The 23,935-nt window shown below is 58.0% G+C and carries 19 protein-coding genes; 13 read left to right on the forward strand and 6 right to left on the reverse strand.

The window, feature by feature from the left end; all coding sequences use genetic code 11:
- Positions 1–164 precede the first annotated feature (164 nt).
- From gmd to AC13QO_RS27105, 5 genes are read right to left on the reverse strand one after another with little or no spacing between them, the layout of a single operon-like run.
- Entirely contained in the window at positions 165–1,256 is a 1,092-nt protein-coding gene (gmd, locus tag AC13QO_RS27085) for a GDP-mannose 4,6-dehydratase (protein ID WP_285196163.1), read from the reverse strand.
- Positions 1,257–1,308: 52 nt separating this feature from the next.
- Entirely contained in the window at positions 1,309–3,516 is a 2,208-nt protein-coding gene (locus AC13QO_RS27090) for a GumC family protein (RefSeq protein WP_285196162.1), read from the reverse strand.
- Positions 3,513–4,658, reverse strand: a complete 1,146-nt coding sequence (locus tag AC13QO_RS27095; protein WP_488542422.1) for a glycosyltransferase family 4 protein — start codon at positions 4,656–4,658, stop codon at positions 3,513–3,515. Before AC13QO_RS27095 ends, AC13QO_RS27090 begins: the two co-directional genes overlap by 4 nt.
- The gene (locus AC13QO_RS27100; protein WP_285196160.1) at positions 4,649–5,752 is read right to left on the reverse strand and encodes a glycosyltransferase family 4 protein; all 1,104 of its coding nucleotides are present in this window, start codon (positions 5,750–5,752) and stop codon (positions 4,649–4,651) included. The genes AC13QO_RS27095 and AC13QO_RS27100 overlap by 10 nt, the downstream gene beginning before the upstream one ends.
- Complete coding sequence (locus AC13QO_RS27105; RefSeq protein ID WP_285196159.1) at positions 5,749–6,699, reverse strand: glycosyltransferase family 2 protein; 951 nt, start codon at positions 6,697–6,699, stop codon at positions 5,749–5,751. The genes AC13QO_RS27100 and AC13QO_RS27105 overlap by 4 nt, the downstream gene beginning before the upstream one ends.
- A 618-nt stretch (positions 6,700–7,317) precedes the next feature.
- Between AC13QO_RS27105 and AC13QO_RS27110 the strand changes: the two genes are divergently transcribed.
- The 7 genes from AC13QO_RS27110 (at position 7,318) to AC13QO_RS27140 (ending at position 16,916) form a co-directional block, all read left to right on the forward strand.
- The gene (locus AC13QO_RS27110; protein WP_285196158.1) at positions 7,318–8,637 is read left to right on the forward strand and encodes an O-antigen ligase family protein; all 1,320 of its coding nucleotides are present in this window, start codon (positions 7,318–7,320) and stop codon (positions 8,635–8,637) included.
- A complete protein-coding gene (locus AC13QO_RS27115; protein WP_488542423.1) occupies positions 8,634–10,763 on the forward strand; it encodes a right-handed parallel beta-helix repeat-containing protein in 2,130 nt (709 codons plus the stop codon). Before AC13QO_RS27110 ends, AC13QO_RS27115 begins: the two co-directional genes overlap by 4 nt.
- Before the next feature lie 613 nt (positions 10,764–11,376).
- Positions 11,377–12,243 (forward strand): WecB/TagA/CpsF family glycosyltransferase, encoded by an 867-nt coding sequence (locus AC13QO_RS27120; protein ID WP_488542424.1) that lies wholly within the window; start codon positions 11,377–11,379, stop codon positions 12,241–12,243.
- Positions 12,244–12,250: 7 nt separating this feature from the next.
- On the forward strand, positions 12,251–13,705 hold the full coding sequence (locus AC13QO_RS27125) for a sugar transferase (protein ID WP_488542425.1): 1,455 nt from the start codon (positions 12,251–12,253) through the stop codon (positions 13,703–13,705).
- A 46-nt stretch (positions 13,706–13,751) separates the two neighbouring features.
- Positions 13,752–14,804 carry a UDP-glucuronic acid decarboxylase family protein gene (locus tag AC13QO_RS27130; RefSeq protein ID WP_085777568.1) on the forward strand — a complete coding sequence of 351 codons (1,053 nt, stop codon included), beginning with the start codon at positions 13,752–13,754 and terminating at the stop codon, positions 14,802–14,804.
- A gap of 127 nt (positions 14,805–14,931) precedes the next feature.
- Positions 14,932–15,741 (forward strand): glycosyltransferase, encoded by an 810-nt coding sequence (locus AC13QO_RS27135; protein WP_488542426.1) that lies wholly within the window; start codon positions 14,932–14,934, stop codon positions 15,739–15,741.
- Between the two features lie 128 nt (positions 15,742–15,869).
- Positions 15,870–16,916 carry a glycosyltransferase family 2 protein gene (locus AC13QO_RS27140; RefSeq protein WP_488542436.1) on the forward strand — a complete coding sequence of 349 codons (1,047 nt, stop codon included), beginning with the start codon at positions 15,870–15,872 and terminating at the stop codon, positions 16,914–16,916.
- Positions 16,917–17,069: 153 nt separating this feature from the next.
- Here AC13QO_RS27140 and AC13QO_RS27145 read toward each other — a convergent pair whose 3' ends face one another.
- Positions 17,070–17,825, reverse strand: a complete 756-nt coding sequence (locus tag AC13QO_RS27145) for a response regulator transcription factor (RefSeq protein ID WP_488542427.1) — start codon at positions 17,823–17,825, stop codon at positions 17,070–17,072.
- Between the two features lie 557 nt (positions 17,826–18,382).
- On the opposite strand from AC13QO_RS27145, the gene AC13QO_RS27150 reads away from it, so the two are divergent.
- Genes AC13QO_RS27150 through AC13QO_RS27175 form a run of 6 tightly spaced genes read left to right on the forward strand, consistent with a single transcriptional unit; the run spans position 18,383 to position 23,914 of the window.
- Complete coding sequence (locus AC13QO_RS27150) at positions 18,383–18,889, forward strand: acyltransferase (RefSeq protein ID WP_085777572.1); 507 nt, start codon at positions 18,383–18,385, stop codon at positions 18,887–18,889.
- Positions 18,886–19,923, forward strand: a complete 1,038-nt coding sequence (locus AC13QO_RS27155; protein WP_488542428.1) for a Gfo/Idh/MocA family protein — start codon at positions 18,886–18,888, stop codon at positions 19,921–19,923. The genes AC13QO_RS27150 and AC13QO_RS27155 overlap by 4 nt, the downstream gene beginning before the upstream one ends.
- A complete protein-coding gene (locus AC13QO_RS27160; protein WP_488542429.1) occupies positions 19,920–21,023 on the forward strand; it encodes a DegT/DnrJ/EryC1/StrS family aminotransferase in 1,104 nt (367 codons plus the stop codon). The genes AC13QO_RS27155 and AC13QO_RS27160 overlap by 4 nt, the downstream gene beginning before the upstream one ends.
- Complete coding sequence (locus AC13QO_RS27165) at positions 21,013–21,729, forward strand: acyltransferase (RefSeq protein WP_488542430.1); 717 nt, start codon at positions 21,013–21,015, stop codon at positions 21,727–21,729. The genes AC13QO_RS27160 and AC13QO_RS27165 overlap by 11 nt, the downstream gene beginning before the upstream one ends.
- Positions 21,726–22,700, forward strand: coding sequence for an NAD-dependent epimerase/dehydratase family protein (locus tag AC13QO_RS27170; protein ID WP_488542431.1), 975 nt, complete (start codon positions 21,726–21,728; stop codon positions 22,698–22,700). Before AC13QO_RS27165 ends, AC13QO_RS27170 begins: the two co-directional genes overlap by 4 nt.
- Complete coding sequence (locus AC13QO_RS27175) at positions 22,697–23,914, forward strand: DegT/DnrJ/EryC1/StrS family aminotransferase (protein ID WP_488542432.1); 1,218 nt, start codon at positions 22,697–22,699, stop codon at positions 23,912–23,914. The genes AC13QO_RS27170 and AC13QO_RS27175 overlap by 4 nt, the downstream gene beginning before the upstream one ends.
- The last annotated feature ends 21 nt before the right edge of the window (positions 23,915–23,935 follow it).

Below are 23,935 nucleotides of genomic sequence, written 5' to 3' on the forward strand. Positions count from 1 at the left end.
TTCGTTCTAATCTGGTCTGATTTCGGTCGATCAGAAAAGCCCGGCTCTCGAGCCGGGCTTTTTGCGTTTGCGCAGGGTAGTGTTTGACTCTCTCAGCTGTCGGAAGCGAGACGATCGCACGATCGCGGAGCCCGCCACGCCGCGGTGGCTGGCGACAGATCGCCTCAGGCATAGGCAAAGGCCCTGGTTACACTCACCGCCGGAACATTTCGTGCCATGACTTTCAGATCCTCGCGGACCATCTCCGTAACCAGCTGATCAAGGCTGGTCTCGTGTTTCCAGCCAAGCTTCGTATGCGCCTTCGTCGGATCACCGATCAGAAGGTCAACTTCAGTCGGGCGGAAATAAGCCGGATCAATCTCCACCACGCACCGACCGGATGTCTTGTCATACCCCTTTTCCTCGACTCCGGTCCCACGCCAATCAATCGGCATGCCCACCTTGGCAAAGGCCTTGTCGACAAAGGCACGGACCGAGTGCGTTTCGCCGGTTGCAAGGACATAGTCCTCCGGTTCGTCCTGTTGCAGCATCAGCCACATCCCACGGACATATTCGCGCGCATGTCCCCAGTCGCGCTGTGCATCCAAATTGCCGAGATAGAGCCTCTCCTGCAGTCCAAGATGGATCGCAGCCGCCGCCCGGGTGATTTTACGGGTCACGAACGTCTCGCCGCGGATCGGACTTTCATGATTGAACAAGATACCGTTGGAGGCGTGCATGCCATATGCCTCGCGATAATTGACCACGATCCAATAGGCGTAGAGCTTGGCCGCTGCGTAGGGTGATCGAGGGTAGAAAGGCGTCGTTTCGCTTTGCGGAACTTCCTGAACTTTGCCGTAGAGCTCTGAGGTGGACGCTTGATAGAAGCGCGTCTTCCTGGTCAGTCCCAGGAGGCGAATTGCTTCAAGCAGCCGAAGTGTGCCGGTTCCATCCGCGTTGGCCGTATATTCCGGCGTCTCGAAAGAGACTTGAACGTGGCTCTGTGCTGCGAGGTTATAGATCTCGTCCGGCTGCGTTTCCTGAACGACACGGATGAGATTCGTTGAATCGGTCATGTCCCCGAAATGCAAGATGAACCGGGGATTCTCGACATGCGGATCCTCGTATAGATGCTCGATGCGGCTGGTGTTGAAGGACGATGAGCGTCGCTTGAGGCCGTGAACAATATAGCCCTTCTCCAAGAGAAACTCGGCCAGATACGCACCGTCCTGACCTGTTATACCGGTAATCAGCGCAACCTTGTTTTTATTCTTCACTACGGTCTCCGTAATTTGTTTCGGCGGAATCAGATGTGAATGCTGTCTCGGTTCACGCGAATTCGTGGTATTTCCTCAGTGATTTCACAAACAATTCCGAATCGCTGAAGTTGTACATGGCGTGTTGTTTCGGATTGACGTTGTTTATGGCAACGCAAAGCTCCGCGTTGCGTGCGGTCCTCAGCTGATGTAAGCAAAATTCGACGGCGCGACGGCTCGTCTTACCCCATTTAACCACCACGAGCGTTCGTTCTGCTAAGGCCGTCAGATGCATCGTATCAGCCGAGGCGAGCACGGGTGCGCTGTCGAAGATGACGACTTGGCCCAGCGAGGCGGCCATCGAGACGATGTCAGCCGCATCCGTCATACGGGCGCGCCGATGGAGAGTGGCATTGCCGGCCGGAATGAAGTCGATGCCGCTCGGATGGTGATCGATGATGTCCCGGATTCCAGCCTGTCCACACAGGAATTCGTTCAATCCCTGCTGTAGCTCTGACTTGAAAAACGAGTCGAGATTTCCGTGTCTGAGGTCGCCATCAACAAGCAGCACCGGAATTCCGTTGGCGGCGAGATCGATTGCCAGTGATCTGGCGACAAGCGACTTGCCCTCTCCGCTGTGAGCCGACGTCACGACAATACTGTTAGGCAGCTTTCCACCGTTGGACTGTTTAAGCGAAGTTATGACAGAGCGAATTGCTTCGTCAAACATCCCGTCTTGAATGTACCCAAAGAGCATAGATGGATCCCTCCGGTCCTTCCGTTTCAGGCGCGGGATGAATCCGGCCGGCGCAATGCGAGGCATTCCGGCCATCTGATCGAAGCTGCGGACCGAGTTATCCAGCATCTCGACCACGAAAGCGGCTGTTACCGCGATCGATATCGAAGCCAGGAGGGCGCCGACCAGATAGAAAAGTCGTCCGCGCCCCTGCGGTGCCAGCGGCACTGCTGCCGGTGACAGAACTTCCAATTCCGCTCCCGGCAGCATGGCTTGCGCAGCCAGGCCACGGCGCTGCTCCTCGAGCTTATCAAGCGCGGTCTGCTCCTTGTCAGACATGCGTTGGAGTCGCGCCAGCTCCGTTTGCGCCAGGGCAGAGCGAGCGCGTTTCTGATGAGCTACCGCCAAGGCCGACCGAACCGCGTCATCCTCATGATCGAGCGCCGCAAGCTTGGAGCGGATGGATTGAAGATATCGATCGACCGCAAGGCTGAGATCGGTGCGGGATTTAAGAATCTTCGCCCGCATGTCGACCACGACTTCGGCGCTGTTGCCATACATCTCGAGAAGGCGCTCGAGATCTTGCTCCTGTGAACGAAGCTCCCGTTGCGCCGCGCCAATGCTGTCGGGAATAACCATATTCTGCAGGGCAAGCGAGAGGTCGTCAGCCGCTTCCAGTGCAGATATCGTTGCTCTCGCTTCGGTGCGGCTTTGTTCGATTTTTGTCTGCCGCTCGCCCAGCTCCATTATTGACTTGATCTGTTCAACCTGATCGTCGTCATTTGAGACGACGTCCATCGTTTTCTGATATGCGTCGACGGCATCGCGTGCTGCCGCAGCGCGGTCCTTCTGTTCCGCGATGCGCTGGAGAACCCATTCTTCTGCCGCATCCAGGCGCCCCCGCAGACCGTCCTTCCGCTCTTCGAGATAGATGCTGATGAGCCGGTTCGGGACCGAGGCTGCCAGTTGGGGATCGCTCGCATCGAAGCCGATCTGAATAACGTCGCTCTGGCCATCACGCCATACGCGCAATGCCTTGTAGTACTTCGGGATGATTGGCTCGATGCTGTTTCGTACCGGCGAGAGTGGTTTTTCTCTGTCGACCAGACCGCGCAACATTGCTCGGATCCTGTCGATAAGCGAGCTCTCTTGCAGCGCTGGATTGAATTCCGGCCACTGATCGAGCCGCAGGTCGCGGATTACCCGCTCTGCAATGCTTCTGGAAAGAAGCCGTTCGGTCTCCGATGCGGCGTCCAGCGGATCGTTGCGGCCGGAATCCTCAGGGCCGAGTTTCGTCGCCAGAGGCGTGTGGATTATCAGCCGGGACTCGGCATGAAAACTCGGCTTCAATCCCGAAACCATCATTGCGGCGATCGCCATAAACAGCGTGACGATAGCCGCGATCATCACCATCCTTCGCCGGATAAGACGCAGGCCCGATGTGAGGTCAAAATCGTCCGACCTCGTTTCTACCTGAAACCGGGGATCGTAGCGCATCGACGAGAGCGAGGTGTTGCGGTCTGGCGGGATAGTTGAAATAGTCATCGTTCACCAACCGACGTTTGAGGTTGCGCGGAAACGGCGTCGTAGAGTTTTTCCAGCGATCGCATGTAGGCCTTCATACTGAACTGATTGAGATAATGAGCTCGGGCCTTGGCCGAGAGGCGGTTGCGGATTTCCGGATCGCTGACGAGTTTGGCCAGCGCCGCAGCCAGGGCATCCTTGTCTCCGACAGGCACGAAGACACCCGTTTCACCGTCGGAGATGACCTCACCATGCGCGCCGACGCGCGTAGTAACGACCGCAAGCCCGTGAGCGAGCCCTTCGACCACAGCCATTGCCAAGCCCTCGGCATGCGAAGGTAGGACCAGGATATCTGCCCGGGCACACAAGGCTTGCGCCTCGTCGGCGCCGAGCCAGCCCGGCATTTTCACCAGATCGGAAAGGCCCAGGGCTGCGGCTTGGCGTCGGTAGTCTTCCACAGGTCCGTCGCCTGCCAGCACGGCCCGCCACTGGAGCGCCTTCATAATCGGATGACTTAAGGCAAGCAGAAGCTCCCCAACACCCTTGCGTTCGCTCAGTCGGCCGAGAAAGACGATCAAGGGCATCTTGCCGACGTGAACGCTGCGCGCCCCGGGGTCGGGAACACAATTGCGGATGACGGCCACGCGGCGCTCGTCCACGCCCAGAAGCGTCGTTAGCGTCATACGGTCCCGCTGCCCCAGCGCTACGACCTGGTCGGCATGTTGGAACATCCGGCGTATGAGCATTTGTTGCCGTGGCGAGCGTGCGGCAAAGTCACTCGCATAATCGTAATCGTGCAGGTGTAATATGTGAGAGCACCCGAGGAAACGGGCAGCCTCGGTAAGGATCAGTTTTCTTGCGGTGCTGCCGCGACCGGCGATATGGATATGGTGAATGCGTGCCGGAGCAATTATCCGATCCTTGGCCATCATCAAGATGGCGCCGAGCAGGCGCATCGGCGACGTAACCAGGGACCAGCGAGGCCCTCTGGTGTCGGTGACGACGTGCTTTTCGCCTGCCTCCTTCGCCGTGCTTGCTATATAGCCGACCAGCCTGCCAATTCCGCCGCCGTTCTCGCAACCACCCGGGACATAGTGGCGCACGGTTGCTGCGGCATTCCGCACCGCTGTCCGATTCCCCTCCGTGAGCGTCGTCATTCGCATGCTCCGACCACCTCACGATAAACGGCCGCAGCCTGCGCCCCGACCTGTTCAGGCGAATTCGGACCTCTGGCCCAGGCGAGCGCGCTGGTTCCGAAGCTGCTTCTCAGTTCGTTGTTTTCAGCCAGTGTTCGGATGGCGCTGGCGAGCTGTTCGACATCCCCTGGCCGAACCACCATTCCCAGTCCGTTCGGCAGAACGGTGGCGCGCAATTCGCCGACATCGGTCACGATGACCGGTTTGCCAAATGCCGCGGCAAGGTTGAGTACACCGCTCTGCGAGGCTTCCGTGTAGGGAAGAACAACGATATCGGCATCCAGAAAAAGCTGGGCGACCTCCATATCCTCGATAAAGTGGTTGCGAATATCATAGCGGCCGGCTTCGCCCATAAGAGGCTGGAAGATCCAGGGATCATCGCCGCGGCCGGCGACCGTGATCCGCAGATTGGGGAGCTGGTCCTTCAGCATCGCCTCGGCACGGATCAGATGCTCCAATCCCTTGTAAGCAAAAATCCGCCCGAAAAGCAGGACGCGCAAGGTTCCATCTGCGTGGCGCCGCGTCATCTTGTGCTGCCGAGCAAGTTCCGCGTAGCGATGAATGGCCGGATGCGACAGGACATGGACGCACTCGGGCGATTTTGAATATCGCTCGAGAACCATTCGTTTCAGCCCCTCGCCATGCACGACGACATGGCTCGATTGCCGCACGATCAATCGCGGAGCCCAGGCCGGCAGCGTTCTGGTGTCGGAATCGCCGGGATGCACGTCAACATCATGGACGGTCGTCACGAGCGGGATCGGCCGCCAGAATGGCGCAGCAAAGTTCAGCCAGAGCGTGGAATTGCTCAGAAGGTGAATGACATTCGGCCGCTCGTGCCGGATAAGACGCGTGAGTTGGTGTAGGAACCAGGGATTGGAGAGCGACCGGTGCCGTGGCCAGTCCAAAAGGTGCAGATCGACCGCCGGGTCGAAAGAGGAGACAAGGTTGGCGTAGCGCCGACGCGGGACTGCGAGCACGACCTGCAGGTGTTGCGCAACACCACTTGCGAACGAGATGGTGTAGTCTTCGAGTTCGGAAACCAGCATCAGTGCCTTCATCGTGCCGACTCCGACAAGCTAACGGCCTGACCGCGTCGAGGAAGGTCGCGGGCTGTCCGCAATGCCTCACGCATACGCCTCAGCAAGTTTGGTTCTCCGGCGAAAAAAAGTCCTTCCACGCCAAGTCTGAACCGGGTGCGTGCATCTGCCCCCTCCAGCCTGGCTGAGGCGACCCGATACGGAAAGTGATCAGTCAGACGCAGCCTTCCGGCTAAACCATGCGCGGAAAGAAACTGGTTCGTCGCGTCAACGACAGTCCGCCAATGGGCCATCCGCTTTCGCAGCATGGCGGCGTCATCGACTGGCCGATACCAGTTATTGTTGTGAATCCGGTAGAATCCGAGTGAATCCGGCAGGGCGACAACATCCCCCAGAAATGGGTAGGTGCCCGTGAGCCAGGCATCGGCGGAAATGCGGAACTGCTCGGGAATATCTCCTGCCGCATTCCAGGCGCTACGTCTTACTGCGATGGCTGATGTCATTGGGAAGGGCCACCAGCCAGCCGATCTCGCAAGCCGTGGCGATAAATCTCCCGAACACAGGGTCCGAGGGATTGGCTTGAAGGCTGTTGAGCCATCGGTCTGCGTTGGCTGAAGTCGGTGATAAACAAGCGATGCATGAGGATTCGACTGGAAAGCAGCGGCTGTTGCCGACAGCTTGCCCGGCGCCCACCAGTCATCGGCATCGAGAAAACAGAGGATGTCGCCACTGCTTGCCTTCACAGCGGCATTAATGGCGGCGGCCTGTCCCTGGTTCTCCTGGAAGAGCACCTTCACCTGCTTGTCATAACCTTCGAGAACCGAGCGCGACTGATCGCTCGAGCCGTCATCGACGACGATGATCTCGGCATCAGACGCTCTTTGGCGCAAGGCGCTGTCGATCGACCGGGAAAGAAAGCAACCATAGTTGTAGTTGTTGATGAGGACGCTGATCGTCGGTCGCTCCATGACACCCCCTCTCAAGTGCGTTGCTGCGCGACACATCGGTACGCCGGAGTTGCGAACGCTCGTTCGTTCGGCAACGCGAATTGATGGAAAGAAATGAGAGGCGGACAGGGATCATTCTGCGCGATCAGGCTTCCGCCCTGAGCTCGTAGGATCACCACCGCAACGCGTGACGCTTCCGTTATAGTGCATACGAAACCAGGACCATGACGCAGAACCATAAGAATCCCAACCCTTCCAAGCGTCACCTGCCAACAGCCAGTTGCGCCAGAATTATTGCCTCGCTTCACCACCAACTGCGGCTCAGCGCGATCTTCGCGGTATGTTTTCATAGCCAAGCTACCGGCGATTGGTCACGGGTGACATCTGCTCTTATGGGCAATGCCGTTGGTCCAAGCACCAACTTTTGGGGGAGGGGTAGACCGTGAGCTTTCACCCAACCAACGTCCTTGGACGGTGGGTATGCGCGTTAGGCTTAGCTGCGCCTTCGTTTGCGTCAGTTGACTGGGGAGGTGGCGGGATGTTCGTTGGTAAGCAGCGCAGCTGTGAAAGGGGACCGATGTCTTTCCAAATTGCCGCGATCAACAGCCTCTCATCTGTCCAGGCAAATCGGGACCGATAATGAGAGCCGATACGCTTAGAGCCGCGAATGGGCCGACCGTCAGTTGGCGAGCGATAGAGTGCTGGGGCGCGGGCTTCTGCCTTTTCCTTCAGACAGGCGCCCTTTTCCCGCTCATGCTGGCGGACGCTGACGGATCCCTTGGCGATCACGCCAGGTCTATATTGCGTCTGCTTTACCTACCCGTATACGGCTTTACATTGTTGATGCTGGTACGGAATTTTCCGCACTTTCTAACGGCGCTCAAGCGAAATTGGTTTGTCCCCCTGATAGTCGCCATGCCGTTTGTGTCCGTCTTCTGGTCGGTGGGCCCATCAACGACATTCAGGCGCGCCATCGGCCTGCTCTTTACGGTGCTTCTGGCTTACGTGCTGGCGATACGCTTCACACCACGGCAGTTGCTTCTGCTGGCATTTGCCACCTTCGGAACATGCATCGTCCTCAGCCTGCTGGTCTTGGTGGCGTCGCCGGGTCTCGCTCGCATGCCGATGGACGGCGCGGTGCGTGGCATATTCATCCACAAGAACAGTCTCGGGTGGTATGCCGCGATGATGATACTGGTGTCGACGGCCGTCTTGATGGACGGTAGCCGGGGTTTGCGGCGAACAGCTTTGCTTTTCTTGATCGGGGCTGGGGCCTGTCTCATGGGCTCCGGATCGATGACCGCGATCATTGCGACGGTATCGGCCTATTGCTTGATCGGGTTTTATTCCCTGTTGCGGCGGATCGGTGGCATCAGCCGCATCGTCCTCATCCTGTTTTTTGTCCAAATGTTCATCGGGCTCCTCCTTTTGCTTCACGAATTCCTGGTTCCATTCCTGGAGGCGCTTGGCAAGGATGCCACTTTGACGGGCCGAGTGCCCTTGTGGGAACTGGTCGATGGTCAGATTGCCGATCATCTGCTGCTCGGCTTCGGCTACCAGGCCTTTTGGACAGAGGCGAACCCAGAGGCCTGGATTATCTGGTCGAAGATCCAATGGATGGCTCCCCACGCCCATAGCGGATTCCGCGATACACTGCTGAACTTCGGAATAAGCGGAATGATTTTATTCACTCTGATGCTTCTACAGGCATTGCGCCAAGGGGCGATCCTCCAATGCCGGGACCCGCACTATTGCTGGCTCTGGCTGAATGTCTTCACAGTCGTCATTTTGGTGATGAACATGACCGAGACCATCTTCCTGATCCAGAATGACGCGATTTTCGTTCTGTTTATGTCGGGCATCATCATGTTCTCTCTATACGAGCCCGTTGTTTCAACGAGTCCCGGCCAGAAAATGCGGGCATCCGCGCGCAGAAAAACGGCGGAGCTGCAGACTTGAGGCTGCATTTTGCACCGATCTTGAGCATTCTGTTTGCGACGCTCTTTCCGCAGCCGAGCAACCTGGCCTCAGTGACCTCGGACGCAGATGCGCCCGATAAGCTGCAGACGGCGCTTAGGGAAGCGACTTGCGCGGAGGCGTCGCCGGCGACCTTTTCCGACAGGCTGAAGGGGACTTCACTGAGCAATGTACCAACGGGCACATCTGCGGCCCGGGCGGTATTCTATGTTTCTCCTGATGGCAAGGACGGTTGGAGTGGGCGTCTTCCCAAACCCAATCCTCAGCATACCGACGGTCCTTTTGTCAGTATCGAGAGAGCTCAGGATGCTGCGCGTAAGAAGGGCGGCCAAAACACGATCGCGTTGGGCGGCGGGGACTATTATCTCTCTGAACCGATAGTCTTCGACGCGCGCGACGCGGGCCTGGTCATCACGGCGAGGTGCAACGAAGCGCCGGTTCTGCACGGCGGCCCGCTTGTACGCAATTGGACGGCACAGGCCGATGGCCGCTGGACGGCATCACTGAAGCTGCCTCCAGGCAGGGCCGTCGGCGACCTTTTCGTCAAGGGCGCGCTGCAGACGCAGGCACGCTTTCCCAACGCCCCGTTCGATGGAGATCCGCGCAAAGGATGGCTTTTTGCGGCCAAGTGCACAGAGGATGACGACATATGGCATGGCAACACGCGCTTTTGCTTCCATGCCGGCGATCTTCCGATCTCGAAAAATACGGTGGGGCTTGTCGCCCATATTGTCGGTGGTTTTCGCCCCGGTAGCCAATGGGGCAGTGACACCCTCCCGGTAGTTTCAATCGACACCGCCAACCGGACCATCAACACCAGAGGCACTGCCTACTTCTTCACCGCGGAAGGCAGCCGCTATTTCCTGGCGGGGGCGGCGGCCCTGCTCGATGCTCCCGGCGAGTGGTGGTATGACCGCGCCAAGGAGCAACTCGTCTATATTCCGACCGATGGATTGCCAATCAGCTCTACGGCTGTCGCCGGCATCCTGCCGACATTCTTCAGGCTTGATGGAGCCGATGGAATGGTTGTATCCGGGCTCCAGTTCAGGGATGGGGATCCGCGCGGCAGCGGCAAGTTCGGTACCGACACCAGGAGCTTCGGTGCCATACGGCTCGACCGGGCGGACGGCGTCCGGCTGCTCGGCAATTCCATCGACAATGTCGGTGTCGGCATCCACGTTTCCGAGAGCAAAGATGTCCTGATTGCCGGTAACGTGATTGCGGATGTGGCCGGCAACGGGATTTATGTCGGCACGACCTATGGCACCTTCCTCAAATCGCACGGTGCGACCATCCTGTCGAACCACATCCATGACATCGGCAGGGTCTATTTCGAAACGGCCGGGATATGGTTCCAGGCTGCCGACAATGTCAGGATTGCTCATAATCTCATCGAAAACGCAGCCCAGTTCGGTATCGCCGGTGGCTCGCTATGGGGAGATCAGGACGCAGTTCATGACGCGATCATCGAACACAACGTGGTCCGCAACGCCAATCAGCAAACGGCAGACGGCGGCGGCATCAAGATGATGGGTGAACAGACCGACCCTTTGAACAGCAGCATTCGCTACAATCTCGTCACCGGAACAGGTCAGCTTATGAACAGGGTCGATGGGACATTCTGGCCCCCTGGATATGAAAATACCAGTGAATGGCCTTCTCCTATCAGTTGGGCGATCTATACCGACGGCAAGGCCAGTGGAGTGCGCATCGAAGGAAATACGCTTTCGGATAATATATCGGCGATCGGCATAAACGGCGGCTGGAGCAACCTGGTGACGGGGAACATCATTACCGGCGGATCCGGGGCTGCCTTTCGCGTCGATGACGGTACGGGCCGGGGGTGGCATCCGCCTTGGGCGGGCCCCAATCGCATCGAGGATAATATCGTGTCGGTCGATAGCGGCAATGGGTTGGCGGCATACATTTACGTGCCCGACCACAAGCTTGGATCGGTGCAATTTGCGCGTAACCGCTACAACGGCAATCTGAATGACAAGAGCTTCAGGATACACCCGGAGATCATGCCTTCGGGAGAGTTTGGCAGTCTAAGCGATCTTCAGAAGGCTGGGATCGACGTAGGCAGCGTAGCGTCGCGCGCCAATTGACAAGAACGGCAACGTGACGGGCTATATCGCTGCTGGCGGGAGTATTGCGCTCCACACGAAGCTCAGACCACTCGCCGCCGGTTGCTCGGCGCAATAGCGCCCCGATCATGACGCGAAAATGACTACTGCCGGCAAGAGCTATGACGTCATGGCCTCGGCGAGCGTGCCCAGAGCGAAAATTCCAACGGATCCTGCGCCACGACGGATCCTGCGCCGACGCAGGTGCGCGCATCAAGTTCCCGGCGCGGGAGCCTGCTAGGGTTGGTTTGTCGGGCAGTTCTGACGGTTCGTCAGCCCAGTCATCTCGCCTGTTGGATGAATCATCTCTCCCCACGCTTCATTCGCGCGCAGGTCCGCCCAGGCTTGGCGCGAGAGTGACTATCTTCTGCGGCCTTGTGAAGGTCAAACCGCTCTTTCGGGGTCGCACTCATCAAAAAGAGCAACGCGGCAAGCCGTGGGGTACGCCGCCTTACTTCGAATATTGTAACTTATCTCGGCCGAAGGCGTAGGAATATGAAGTGTGTTCTACGTCCAATAGTTGGAACTGAAAGTATGGAGACAATCGCTCTGCCGGCATATTCTGATGACAGTTTAAATCGCGAAAGCGTAGGTCATGGGAAAGCAACCGACAGACAGAAGCCAAGCTTCAGTTCTTAAACAAAAGGACTCCCTGGAATGGACTAATGTTCTTGGTGTTCGCATTTCGGCAGTTAATCTTAAAAGCGCGACCGGTTTTATTCAAAAAGGGATTGAAGACGGCAGGAGGGAATATGTGTGTGTTCGCGACGCACACGGTGTCGTCCGATGTCAAGATGACCCAGAGCTCCGGTCGATACATAATCGGGCATTCCTCGTGACCCCCGACGGCATGCCGTTGGTATGGGCGTTGAAGCGTGCTGGCCATGTGGACAGCGACAGGGTGTACGGACCTGATCTGATGTTGTCTGTTTTCGAGGCCGGCACATCGAAGGGAATACGCCACTTCCTTTATGGCGCAACGCCCGAGACGCTGCGGCACTTGCAGGCGCAGCTTCTCGCGAAATTCCCGGAAGCTGAGATAGCCGGCTCCTATGCACCGCCTTTTCATAAACTGTCACCGCAAGAGGAAGCCGATATTGCGGACCGGCTCAATCGATCCGGCGCCGATATCATCTGGGTGGGGCTGAGCAGTCCGAAGCAGGAACTCTGGATGGCGCGCATGCGTGACCGTCTGGATGCATCGATGCTTATCGGCGTCGGAGCTGCATTCGATTTTCACGCCGGCCTCAAGCGGCAAGCTCCAAGGTTCATTCAAAGAAGCGGCTTCGAATGGGCCTTTCGTCTTTTGTGCGAGCCGCGACGGCTGTGGCGGCGGTATGCGCTCGTCGTGCCGACCTTCATCTCACTGACAGCATTCCAGAGACTGGGGCTTCGGAAGTTTCCGATCGAAGACGAGGTTTTTGGATCGAGTGCGCCAAAAGCAACAGCCGTAAAGGTGTGAAGCGATCATGTCCCTATTTGCGCCGTCAGCAATCACGTCCGACCTGCGGAAGACGAAACCTTTCGTGGCAAACCCCACACCGACCGCCGAATTCAGCAAGCGGGCAGAGCTGAAAATACCGGTTCCATTCAGGCGCAGGTTGCCTCGGCTCGCTACGTCGTCATTTCTGATTGCCGGCGACATCGCAAGCTACCTGATAGCCTATCTTCTTCTCCTGCCGTTCCTTTCGAACTCTTCGGAGAATATGGTGCTGGAGCGCGCTTTCGCCGTCGCAGCGCTGGCAGCGATCGTTCTTTATGCATCGAACGCGCTCTATCCCGGATATCGGCTTCACGACCACGAACATCTGCGCCGCCGCACGACAGCGTCCTTCAAGGTGGTGGTCATCGCAGCGCTTGGGGCAATCCTTCTGCCGGAAGGACTAGGCGTGCTGCTTCCAATCATCGCCTTCATGGGCCTCGGATTGGTTGTTCAACCTCTTATGCGTGGGGCCGCACGAGGACTGTCCTGGAGGCTTGGTATCTGGGGTGAGCGGGCAGTGATCGTTGGTGCCCGCAATCGCATCCCTGCGCTTGTGGCGTATTTCTTAGAGCATTGGCACTATGGCATTCGGCCGGAATCCTTTTCTCCCGACACTTCGGAAGTATCAGCCGACAACGGGCCATCGATTGCCTTGATCGCTGACGATACGGGCTCATTTATCGCGGAGTTGGCAACGATGCGTCGGCAGTTCGCCGAGGTCATCCTCCTCTCCGACACGCCGAACCTCAAGATAACCGGTTTGCGACCGGCGGACGTCGGCGGAGAGATCGGTGTTCGCTTGGCCGTCGGTGGGAGATCGGCAAGCTCGAACCTGGTTCGTCGAGTCCTCGATCTCGTGATCGCTATCCCGGCAGCGCTTGTGCTGATGCCCTGCATTCTGGTTGCCGCCGCCGCGATCTATGCCATCGATCCGGGTCCCGTCTTCTTCAGACACGCCAGGGAAGGCTTGTCCGGCAAGCCGGTGCGCGTCCTGAAACTGAGAACGATGTACAGAGATGCGGAACAACGCCTCGAAACATTGTTCCGGGACAATCCGGACATACAAGCCGAGTGGTCGAACCACTTCAAGCTTCGGCAGGATCCGCGCATTCTGCCGGTGATCGGTCATGTCCTTCGCTCATCGAGTTTCGACGAACTCCCGCAGCTGGTGAACATCATTGCAGGAGAGATGTCCTTCGTGGGACCGCGCCCCTTCCCGGAATATCACCTTTCGGCGATGGATAGCGAGTTTCGTGCCAAGCGGCGCTCGGTCACGCCGGGGCTGACGGGGCTTTGGCAGATATCCGAACGAAGCAATGCGGATATCGAACTGCAGCAGCAACTCGACGAGTTCTACATCGACAATCGATCCTTGTGGTTCGATTGGCACATCCTTCTCAGCACAATTCCTGCGGTCCTGAAAGGCAAGGGAGCCTGCTGACATGTTCTCCATCCCGGTGGGCAAACATTAACAACGGAGCAAATAAATGCACGGACAGAAGCGAATTATGGTTACCGGCGGCACCGGATTTCTGGGATCATTCCTGTGCGAAAGGCTTTTGCGAGAGGGCAATGACGTCCTCTGCGTGGACAATTTCTATACCGGCTCGCGCGATAACGTACTGCACCTTCTTGACGATCCTCGGTTTGAAATACTCCGCCACGACATCACATTCCCGCTTTATGTGGAGGTCGATGAGATCTATAACCTCGCCTGCCCAGCATCTCCGGTCCACTACCAGCACGATCCGGTGCAGACCGTGAAGACCAATGTGCATGGGGCGATCAATATGCTCGGCCTGGCCAAGCGCACAAAGGCAAAGATCTTCCAGGCATCGACAAGCGAGGTCTATGGCGATCCGGCGGTTCACCCGCAGCCTGAGGAGTATCGCGGAAGCGTCAGTCCGATAGGCCCCCGGGCATGCTATGACGAAGGCAAGCGGTGCGCCGAGACACTGTTCTTCGACTATCACCGTCAATATGGCGTGGAAATCCGGGTGGCGCGGATCTTCAATACCTACGGGCCACGAATGCAGACCAATGACGGACGCGTCGTCTCCAATTTCATTGTTCAGGCGCTTCAAAACGAGCCGATCACCATCTTCGGCAACGGCACGCAAACGCGCTCCTTCTGCTATGTCGACGATTTGATCGAGGGCTTCATCCGCCTGATGGGTACGCCGGCCGGCGTTACGGGTCCGATCAATCTCGGTAACCCGGGAGAATTCCAGGTCCGGGAACTGGCCGAAATGGTCATTGACATGACCGGATCGAAATCAAGCATCGTCTTCAGACCCCTGCCGATCGACGATCCGACCCAGCGCAAACCCGATATCAGCCGGGCAAAGCAGGAACTGGGCTGGCAGCCGACGGTGAGCCTGCGCCAAGGGCTCGAGAGAACGATCGCCTATTTCGAGTGGAAGCTTTCCGGCGAGGCGAGAAGCATGCCCGGCGTCAGATTTCCGCAGATGGCCTACACCAATCCGCCTGCGCCTGCCGTCGGCGTTCCCGTTCCGCACGCCGCGCCCTTGGGAACGTGATCGGCAACGTCAAAGCGCAAGTCGTGGCTCGGTTTCGGTTTAATGAACCGAGCCCATATCGGTTTGTAAAAAAGGGCGGCGATCGTCGGACGTGCAAATCGCCGCAAAAACACTGAGGACACGGGCAATGCGCGTTGCTGTTATTACACCATATTACAAGGAGCCCAACGAACTCCTTGAGCAGTGCCGGGCGAGCGTTGTCGACCAAACCGTTGCATGCGACCATGTCTTTATTGCCGACGGGTTTCCGAACAGTTCCGTCGCTCGCTGGGGCGCAAAACATTTCATCCTGCCCCATGCTCACGGCGACGCGGGCAACATGGCTCGCGTGATCGGCAGCCTCAGCGCCTTCGCCCAGGGTTATGACGCGGTGGCGTTTCTCGATGCGGACAACTGGTACAGATCCGACCACATCCAGCGCCTGCTTGAACTTCACCACCGTACCGGTGCTGCGGTTTGCTCATCGAGACGTTCGATGCATCGCGCAGACGGCACCTACATGTTCGACGACTCAAAAAGCGACGGCCGCACGCACGTGGATACGAACTGCTTGTTTCTCACGCGGCCGTGCCTGCCGATCATCGCGCGTTGGGCTCACATGCCGAGGGAACTCTATCCAGTAGGAGATTCTGTCTATTGGAGCTCGATACGGAGCTCCGGGCTGCCGCGCTCTCATGAGCCGATCTCGACGGTCTGTTACCGCACGACTTGGGAAGCCGACTACAAGCGGATGGGTGAACCTGCCCCCGCGGGCAGCAAGACCCTCGCGTTCACTGACCAGCCCTACTACTGGTTCAAGTCCCTTCCGGTCCGAGACCGCTGGCGCATCTGGCAGGATTTCGGCTTCCCGCTCAGGCGTCGCACGGTAGCAAAGCTGGTCGGTCAATATGCGCTGTCAAGACTTTCCCCGTATTCCTATCTCGGAGCCAAAACATGAGTGCCGAGGCGGAAACATCTCTCAACGCACCTGCGAGCGGGAAACAAACGCCACTCAACAACAAGACGATGCCGCAGGCGGAAGATCTCTCGAACCAAGCGTGGCGTTGTGCCGGCGGAGGAATAAGTTTGCAACGTGTTGATGTCGTCATTCCCTGCTATAACTACGCTCATTTCCTGCAGGAGTCTGTTGAGAGTGTCCTTTCACAAGCGGGCGTCGATGTGCGCGTGCTTATTCTGGATGACTGCTCGCCGGACAATACACCAGAAGTCGGAAAGGCGCTGGCGTCCCGGGATGACCGGGTCACTTATCGGCGGCACACGACAAACATGGGCCACATCGCCACCTACAATGAGGGAATTGATTGGGCAGGCGGTGACTTATTCCTGCTTCTTTCTGCGGATGATTATCTTTTGCCGGGCTCGCTGGGTCGCGCGGCGGAGCTGATGCGCACCTATCCGAATGTGGGGATGGCGTTCGGGAACGCGCTCATAGCTGAGCCGGACGGTAATACGAGCCGCGCTGATCCTCTCGGCGACCATGACGTGCGTCATATGCAGGTCTTGTCCGGTCCGCAATTCATGCGGTTGAGTGGGGCAAGCAATCTCGTTCCAACGCCGACGGCTGTCGTGAGGACGGCGCTGCAAAAGCAGGTTGGCGGCTATCTTAAGGAACTGCCGCACGCCGGCGATATGGAAATGTGGCTGCGGCTCGCAGCACATGCTGACGTAGGCTTCATCAAAGAGGATCAAGCAGTATATCGCCGACATGCTTCGAACATGTCGCTGCAGTACTACGGCAAAAACGTTCTTTCCGACCTTCTACAAAGAAAAAAGGCTTTTGATGCCCTGTTTAGCCAAGCGACAGATAGCCTCAAAAAGGATCAGATGCTACGACGCTTTCTTGCCATGGATCTCGGAAAGAAGGCGCTTCAACAGGCTGGCATCGCCTTCAACAACTTCGACCTTGCTACGGCCGCGGCCATCCAGCATTTTGCCCTGGAGGTCTCTCCCGAGCTGCGAAATTCGCTGCCCTGGTTCAAATTGGCCTGCAAGCAAACGATCGGGCCAAAGCATTGGTGCGCCTTGAGGTCCATCGGGCGACGAGTTGCAGGATGCATGCGCAGGAACCGGGTTAGATCATCTGCAAGTACAGGAACAACGGTCGGCAGCTGAGGGCTCGATCGCACTTCACGCCACCCGCGACAGACCTGCCCGGTATCAAAAAACCCGGTGACGCATTTCGCGCCACCGGGCTGATTTGAGCACAAATGTACCGGACAAAAGATTTGTCTCAAGAGTTGTATCAGCACATCGCTGTATTCACGCTCACGCCGGAAGACCACTTTGGAACAAGTCGTTGAGCTTGAAAACAACTTCCGTCCTGTTGGTCGCTTTGACCTTTTTCATGATGTTGCGAACATGCACCTTGACAGTGCTCTCTCGGAGATTGAGCTCGTAGGCGATGATCTTGTTCGCCTTTCCGCGTCGGAGCGCCTCGACCACTTCTGCCTGACGATCGGTGAAGATGCCGGAGAGCGGGCGGGCCGTCGAGTTGTTCGAGTCCAGCAGGTGACGCATGGCGAACAGGGCGCTTGCAGGCACAAATATTCCTCCTGCCACCGACAGCGCGATCAGCTCCATGCAGACGCTGACGCTGACTGAGGCGGGTATGAACCCTTTGGCTCCGTACTCAAGAGCCCTGACGATTTGTCCGAAATCGTCGCTATCAGCCAACACGATAAGGGGTGTAGAGGCGAATTCCGACGAAAGCTTCCGGATTTGCTCCGAAACGGCCGGTTCATCGACCTTTTTGCCGCCTACATTCAAGAGGATTGCCGCAAGCGGAGCGTATTCGTCGCGCTTCTGCTTCCACTCCTCAATCGAACCAAACGCCAGAATCTGCAAATCCGCCTTTTGAGCAGCCATGCATTGCGCCAGGCATTGACGATCAAGTTCGCGATTATCGAGAATGACAAGCGAATGCGTCTGCCCTGCCGACAGGGCAAGTGTGTGCGCGTTATTAAGGGGAAGAGCTACGTTTTCCTGCCTGAGGTCCAAATTCGGTATAAGTGCTGAATTCACAGCTTCACCCTCCCTCTAACACGTTACGCTTCACTACGACCCGAGTACCGACCCCTCTCAATACGGGGGTTTAGGAAACTCTAAAGTAGGAATCGAATACCACAATTCGCGGAACGTTACAGTAGCTAATATAGGCTAAGTACAGCACAGCTTTCATAATTGGATGAAAATCTGAAGGTAATCCTGAGTATAGACTTAGGTCTTACTGGACTCCTTTCAGGATAGTCTCTGTTTTTACATATAAGTTTTATGGCAAGCCACTAAATGCATGGAAACAATCGCTGTCTCCGGCGTAGGCCCGCATTGCGTGCGGGAGGTGGCCCCCTGCCTCCAGTGCTGGTCGATAGAATGAGCCAAGGCGTAAGTCGTCATAAGTAGATACGCCTTTAGGTGGGTAAGCTTAACCGTTTTGTTTCTTTACTCGGATGACGAAAACAATTCTCTTTGAAGTGTAGAGAAATATTTGTCCTGTTGGTTTGAAACCTTGGACGCAATCGCCCGATTGTTTGTTTTAACTGAAAATCGGGCCCTGTTAGGAGTAGTAGGGGTTTTCAGGGATGATTGCATCAAATGTCAAGCTGGGTGACGGTAGCGTCATCCACCATCGAGATCTCGTGAATCTGTATGGCTGCACGATCGGCGCAGGAACGCGCATCGGCACCTTTGTCGAAATTCAGAAGAATGTCGTGGTCGGGAGAGACTGCAAGATTTCCAGCCATTCCTTCCTCTGTGAGGGCGTGACGCTGGAAGACGGCGTGTTCATCGGCCACGGGGTCATGTTTACGAACGACACGTACCCGCGCGCCATTAATCCGGACGGCAGCCTGCAGACGGAGACCGACTGGATACTCATCCCTACACTCGTCAAGCGCCACGCGTCGATCGGCAGCAACGCCACCATTCTGCCCGGCGTGACCATCGGAGAGGCTGCGCAGGTCGGCGCCGGAGCGGTTGTAACAAAAGACGTGCCAGACGGCGCCATCGTAGCGGGCGTTCCGGCCAGGGTAATCGGCCGCGTCAATGACGGACCGGTAGACATGTTTGCGTTGGGAGAAATGGAATGATCGGTATCGCTGTTGTTGGATATGGGTATTGGGGTCCAAATCTGGTTCGTAACATCTCTGAAGCGGCCGGCGCCCACCTTGTTTCAGTCTGTGATCTCAATGTCGAACGGTTGGGGGCCGTCAAAAGCCGGTACCCCGCAATAACGGTCACCGACAATTTCGAGGAAGTTTTGCGCGATCCGAGAGTCGACGCGATCGCCATCGCGACGCCGGTCTCGACGCATTTCAAGCTTGCAATGCAGGCGATGATGGCCGGTAAGCATGTTTTCGTCGAAAAGCCGATGGCAGCGACGGCGGACGAAGCGTCGCGAATGGTCGACGAAGCTGCGCGCCGACGCCTCGTGCTGGCCGTGGATCATACCTTCGTCCACACCGGCGCCGTGCGGAAAATGCGCGAATTGGTCGAAAGCGGCCTTGGCGACATGTATTATTATGACTCGGTTCGGGTCAATCTCGGGCTCTTCCAGCATGATGTCAGCGTCATCTGGGACCTCGCCGTGCACGACCTTTCCATCCTGGACCACGTCCTGCAGGAAAAACCGGTGGCTGTTTCCGCGACGGGCATGAGCCACGTGCTCGGCGAGCCGGAGAACATCGCCTATCTGACGCTCTTTTTCGAGAGCAAGCTCATCGCGCACATCCACGTCAATTGGCTGGCGCCGGTCAAGGTGCGCCGCACGCTGATCGGCGGCAGCAACAAGATGATCGTCTATGACGATCTCGAGCCCAGCGAAAAGATCAAGGTCTATGACAAGGGCATCACCATGTGCCCCAATTCCGATGCGTACGGCGAGAAGGTGCATCAGATGCTGGTCGGCTACCGCAGCGGCGATATGTGGGCACCCAAGCTCGATATGACCGAGGCATTGAAGCGCGAACTGGATCACTTCGTCGAGTGCATCGAGCAGAATTCCCGGCCCATTACGGACGGGCATGCCGGGTTGCGTGTCGTTCGGGTGCTTGAAGCCGCAAGCCGTTCGCTCGCACAGCGCGGTCGTATCGTCGAGCTCGAAGAGGCGAGGCGCATCGCATGATCCCCTTTCTGGACCTCAGAGCACAATATCAATCGATCAAGAGCGAAATCGACGCCGCCGTGCTCGGCGTGCTCGCCTCTGGGCAATACATACTGGGCGAGGAAGTCATCCGCCTTGAGCAGGAATTTGCGGATTATTGCAACGTCAAACACGCGATCGCCGTCAACACCGGGACGAGTGCCCTGCATCTGTCTTTGCTTGCGGCGGGCATTGGTCCCGGCGATGAAGTCATCACCGTGCCGTTCACCTTTGTCGCGACTGTGTCAGCCATCTGCTATACCGGCGCAACACCGGTATTCGTCGATGTCGAGCCGGTGACGCTGACCATGGATCCGGCTCAGTTGGAGGCGAAGATCACCTCCCGGACCAAGGCCATCATCCCCGTCCATCTCTACGGTCAGATGGCGGATATGGATAGCATCATGGCAGTCGCTGATCGCTACGGGATTCCGGTCATCGAGGACGCCTGCCAGGCACATGGCGCCCTGTACAAGGGCGCGCGCGCCGGCAGCATCGGCGCATCTGGCTGCTTCAGCTTCTATCCGGGTAAGAACCTCGGCGCCTGCGGCGAGGGCGGGATCGCCGTCACGAACAGCGATGAGCAGGCCAAGACAATGCGCATGCTGCGGGATTGGGGTCAGGACCAGCGCTATCACCATCTGCTGAAGGGCTTCAACTATCGCATGGACGCCATCCAGGGAGCCATTCTGCGCGTCAAGCTTCGGCATCTCGAAGCCTGGACCGAAGCCCGTCGTTCGCATGGTCGCCGCTACTCCTCGCTGCTTGCAGGATCGCCGCATTTGCGAACGCCTGTCGAAGTGCCGGAGCGGCGGCATGTCTACCATGTCTACGCCATCAGAAGCCACGATCGGGACGGCCTGCAACGTGTGCTCACAGCAGAGGGCATTCCATCCGGTCTGCACTATCCTATTCCCGTTCATTTGCAGAAGGCCCATGCCGACGTCGGTTACCAAGCAGGCGACTTCCCGGTCTCGGAAGCCGCCGCACGCGAGGTTCTCTCCTTGCCGATCTACCCTGAAATGCCTGTACAGCACGTCGATCGGGTCGCGGCTGCGCTGGAGTATGCCTATGTCAGCTAGTCCACGCGAGGCTCGTGTCGTGCAGGCCGTCCACGGCCGCAGCCAGAAGCCGGCAGATCCAGCCTATCAAGCGGGGCTCGCCGAAGAGCTCAGGCAAGCATATGGGCGCGCCGGCCTGATCGAACTCTACGGCCGCTTCGCGACAGGCGACGGCGTCGTCGACGCGCTGATGCGCAGAGCCATCTGGCGGGCTATCACGCGCAGCTGCGGCGAAGGTTTGCAGGTCGCTAGCGGCGCCGGTTTCAAACATCCGGAAACCTTCGAAATCGGCAATGGCGTGTTCATCGGCGCTCAGGCCTACATCCAGGGACGCTACGATGGCACCTGCGTCATCGGCGACAATGTCTGGATCGGCCCGATGGCCTATTTCGACGCGCGCGACCTTGTGATCGAAGATTCTGTCGGGTGGGGGCCGGGCGCCAAGGTGCTTGGCTCGACCCACACAGCACTGCCGATAGACGTGCCGATCATCCGTACGGATCTTGAAATCAAGCCGGTCCGCATCTGTGCCGAGGCCGATATCGGAACGAATGCGACCATTCTTCCCGGCGTGACCATCGGGAAGGGGGCGATCGTTGGAGCGGGTGCAGTTGTCGTTTCCGACGTCGAGCCGTTCTCGGTTGCCGCCGGTGTACCGGCGAAATTCATACGTTGGCGTTCGGAGAATGATCCGATGACGAACATGTCGCGTGAGGGAAGATCATGAGAAACAAACGGGTGCTCATCACCGGCGGTGCCGGTCTGATCGGTTCGCATATTGCCGATCTTGTTGCATTGGAAAAACCTCGCGAGATCATCGTCCTTGACAATTTCGTGCGCGGGCGCCGGGACAATCTCAGCACGGCAATATCAAGCGGCTCCGTCAACATCATCGAAGGTGATATCCGCGACAGGGCACTGCTGGCGAAAACCTTCGAAGACGTCGACATCGTCTTTCACCAGGCGGCGATCCGCATCACGCAATGCGCCGAAGACCCGCGGCTCGCCTTTGATGTCCTGGCCGAAGGCACGTTCAACGTCCTCGAAGCTGCTGTGAAGGCAGGCGTATCGAAAGTCGTCGCTGCTTCCTCCGCCTCCGTGCTGGGGCTTGCCGAAACCTTCCCGACGACCGAGCAGCATCACCCCTACAATAACCGGACGATCTACGGCGCCGCCAAGACCTTCAACGAGGGTCTATTGCGCAGTTTCGCGGAAATGTACGGCCTGCGCTATGTGGCGCTGCGCTATTTCAACGTCTACGGGCCGAGAATGGACGTTTACGGCGCCTATACCGAAGTTCTGATCCGCTGGATGGAACGCCTGGCAGCCGGAATGCCGCCGCTCGTTTATGGAGACGGCAGTCAGACGATGGACTTCGTCGATGCACGCGATATCGCGCGGGCAAACATCCTGGCGGCAAAGAGCGACGTTACGGACGAGGTGTTCAACGTCGCGAGCGGCAGGGAAATAAGCCTGCTGGAACTCGCGCGGATGCTGAGCGAAATCATGGGATACTCACTCGAGCCGCAGCACAAAGAGGCGCGCGCCGTCAACGGCGTCACACGTCGTCTTGCCGACATCAGCAAGGCCGAAAGGCTTCTGGGCTTCAAGGCGGAAATCTCGATGGAGCAGGGGCTTCGTGACCTTGTCGCGTGGTGGCAGTCGAAAACTGCTTCGGCAGGAGGCCAGGCTGCATGAGCCCGTTATTATCGACGATTCCCGTCGCCAAACCCGTTCTCGGAGAGGAAGAGGCTGAAGCCACGCGTCGCGTCATCCTGTCAGGATGGGTGACGCAGGGGCCGGAAGTCGCGGCATTTGAAAAGGAATTCGCAGCCCTCGTCGGCACCGGGCACGCTTGTGCCGTTTCCAATTGCACAACCGCGCTTCATCTCGCCTTGATGGCGGTCGGCATCGGTGCCGGCGATGAAGTCATCACGGTCAGCCATTCGTTCATCGCCACGGCGAACGCCGTTCGATACTGCGATGCGGTACCCGTGTTCGTCGATATCGCGCCGGATGGCTACAATATCGACCCCAGCTTGATCGAAACGGCAATCACGCCGCGCACCAAGGCAATCCTGTGCGTGCATCAGCTCGGCATGCCCTGCGATCTCCGTTCGATCGTCGAGATCGGCAAGCGCCATTCGATACCGGTTATCGAGGATGCGGCCTGTGCGACGGGAAGCGAAATCCTTTGGGACGGGCGTTGGGAAAAGATCGGCAAGCCGCATGGCGACATTGCCTGCTTCTCCTTCCATCCCCGAAAGGTCGTCACCACGGGTGATGGCGGCATGCTGACGACGGCCAACCCGGAATATGACCGAAAATTCCGGCTGTGGCGCCAGCATGGCATGAGCGTCACCGACGCTGTCCGCCACGGCTCGAAACAGGTGATTTTCGAAGACTATGATGAACTGGGCTACAACTATCGCATGACCGACCTCCAGGCCGCAGTCGGACGGGTGCAGCTCCGCCGGCTGCCGGAGCTGGTTGCAGAGCGAAGGCGGATTGCCGCTCAATATTGCGAGCGCCTGTCGACGATCGCCGGCCTAACGCTGCCAATGGAGCCTGATTGGGCCCGCAGCAACTGGCAGAGCTTCTGTGTGAGATTACCTGATGCCGTCGACCAACGGGCAGTCATGCAGGTGCTGCTCGATCAAGGGATATCGACCAGGCGCGGCGTGATGAACATTCATCTGGAAGGAGCCTATTCTGGCCAGTGCGTCTATCGAGCCGCCACTGGCCTGGCGCGAAGCGTGTCAGCGCAGCAGGAAACGATAATCCTGCCGCTCTTCGCCCAGATGACGGACCTCGACGTCGTCAGGGTTGTTGAGGCACTTCGCGCAGCCCTCAAGGAGGCGACCGTCGGAGCCGCCGGCGTCCAATCTGACATGGATATTGCTGTCGCCTGAACGCCATCTGCCTCACGCGGC

The sequence above is a fragment of the Rhizobium sp. CNPSo 3670 genome (assembly GCF_057784555.1).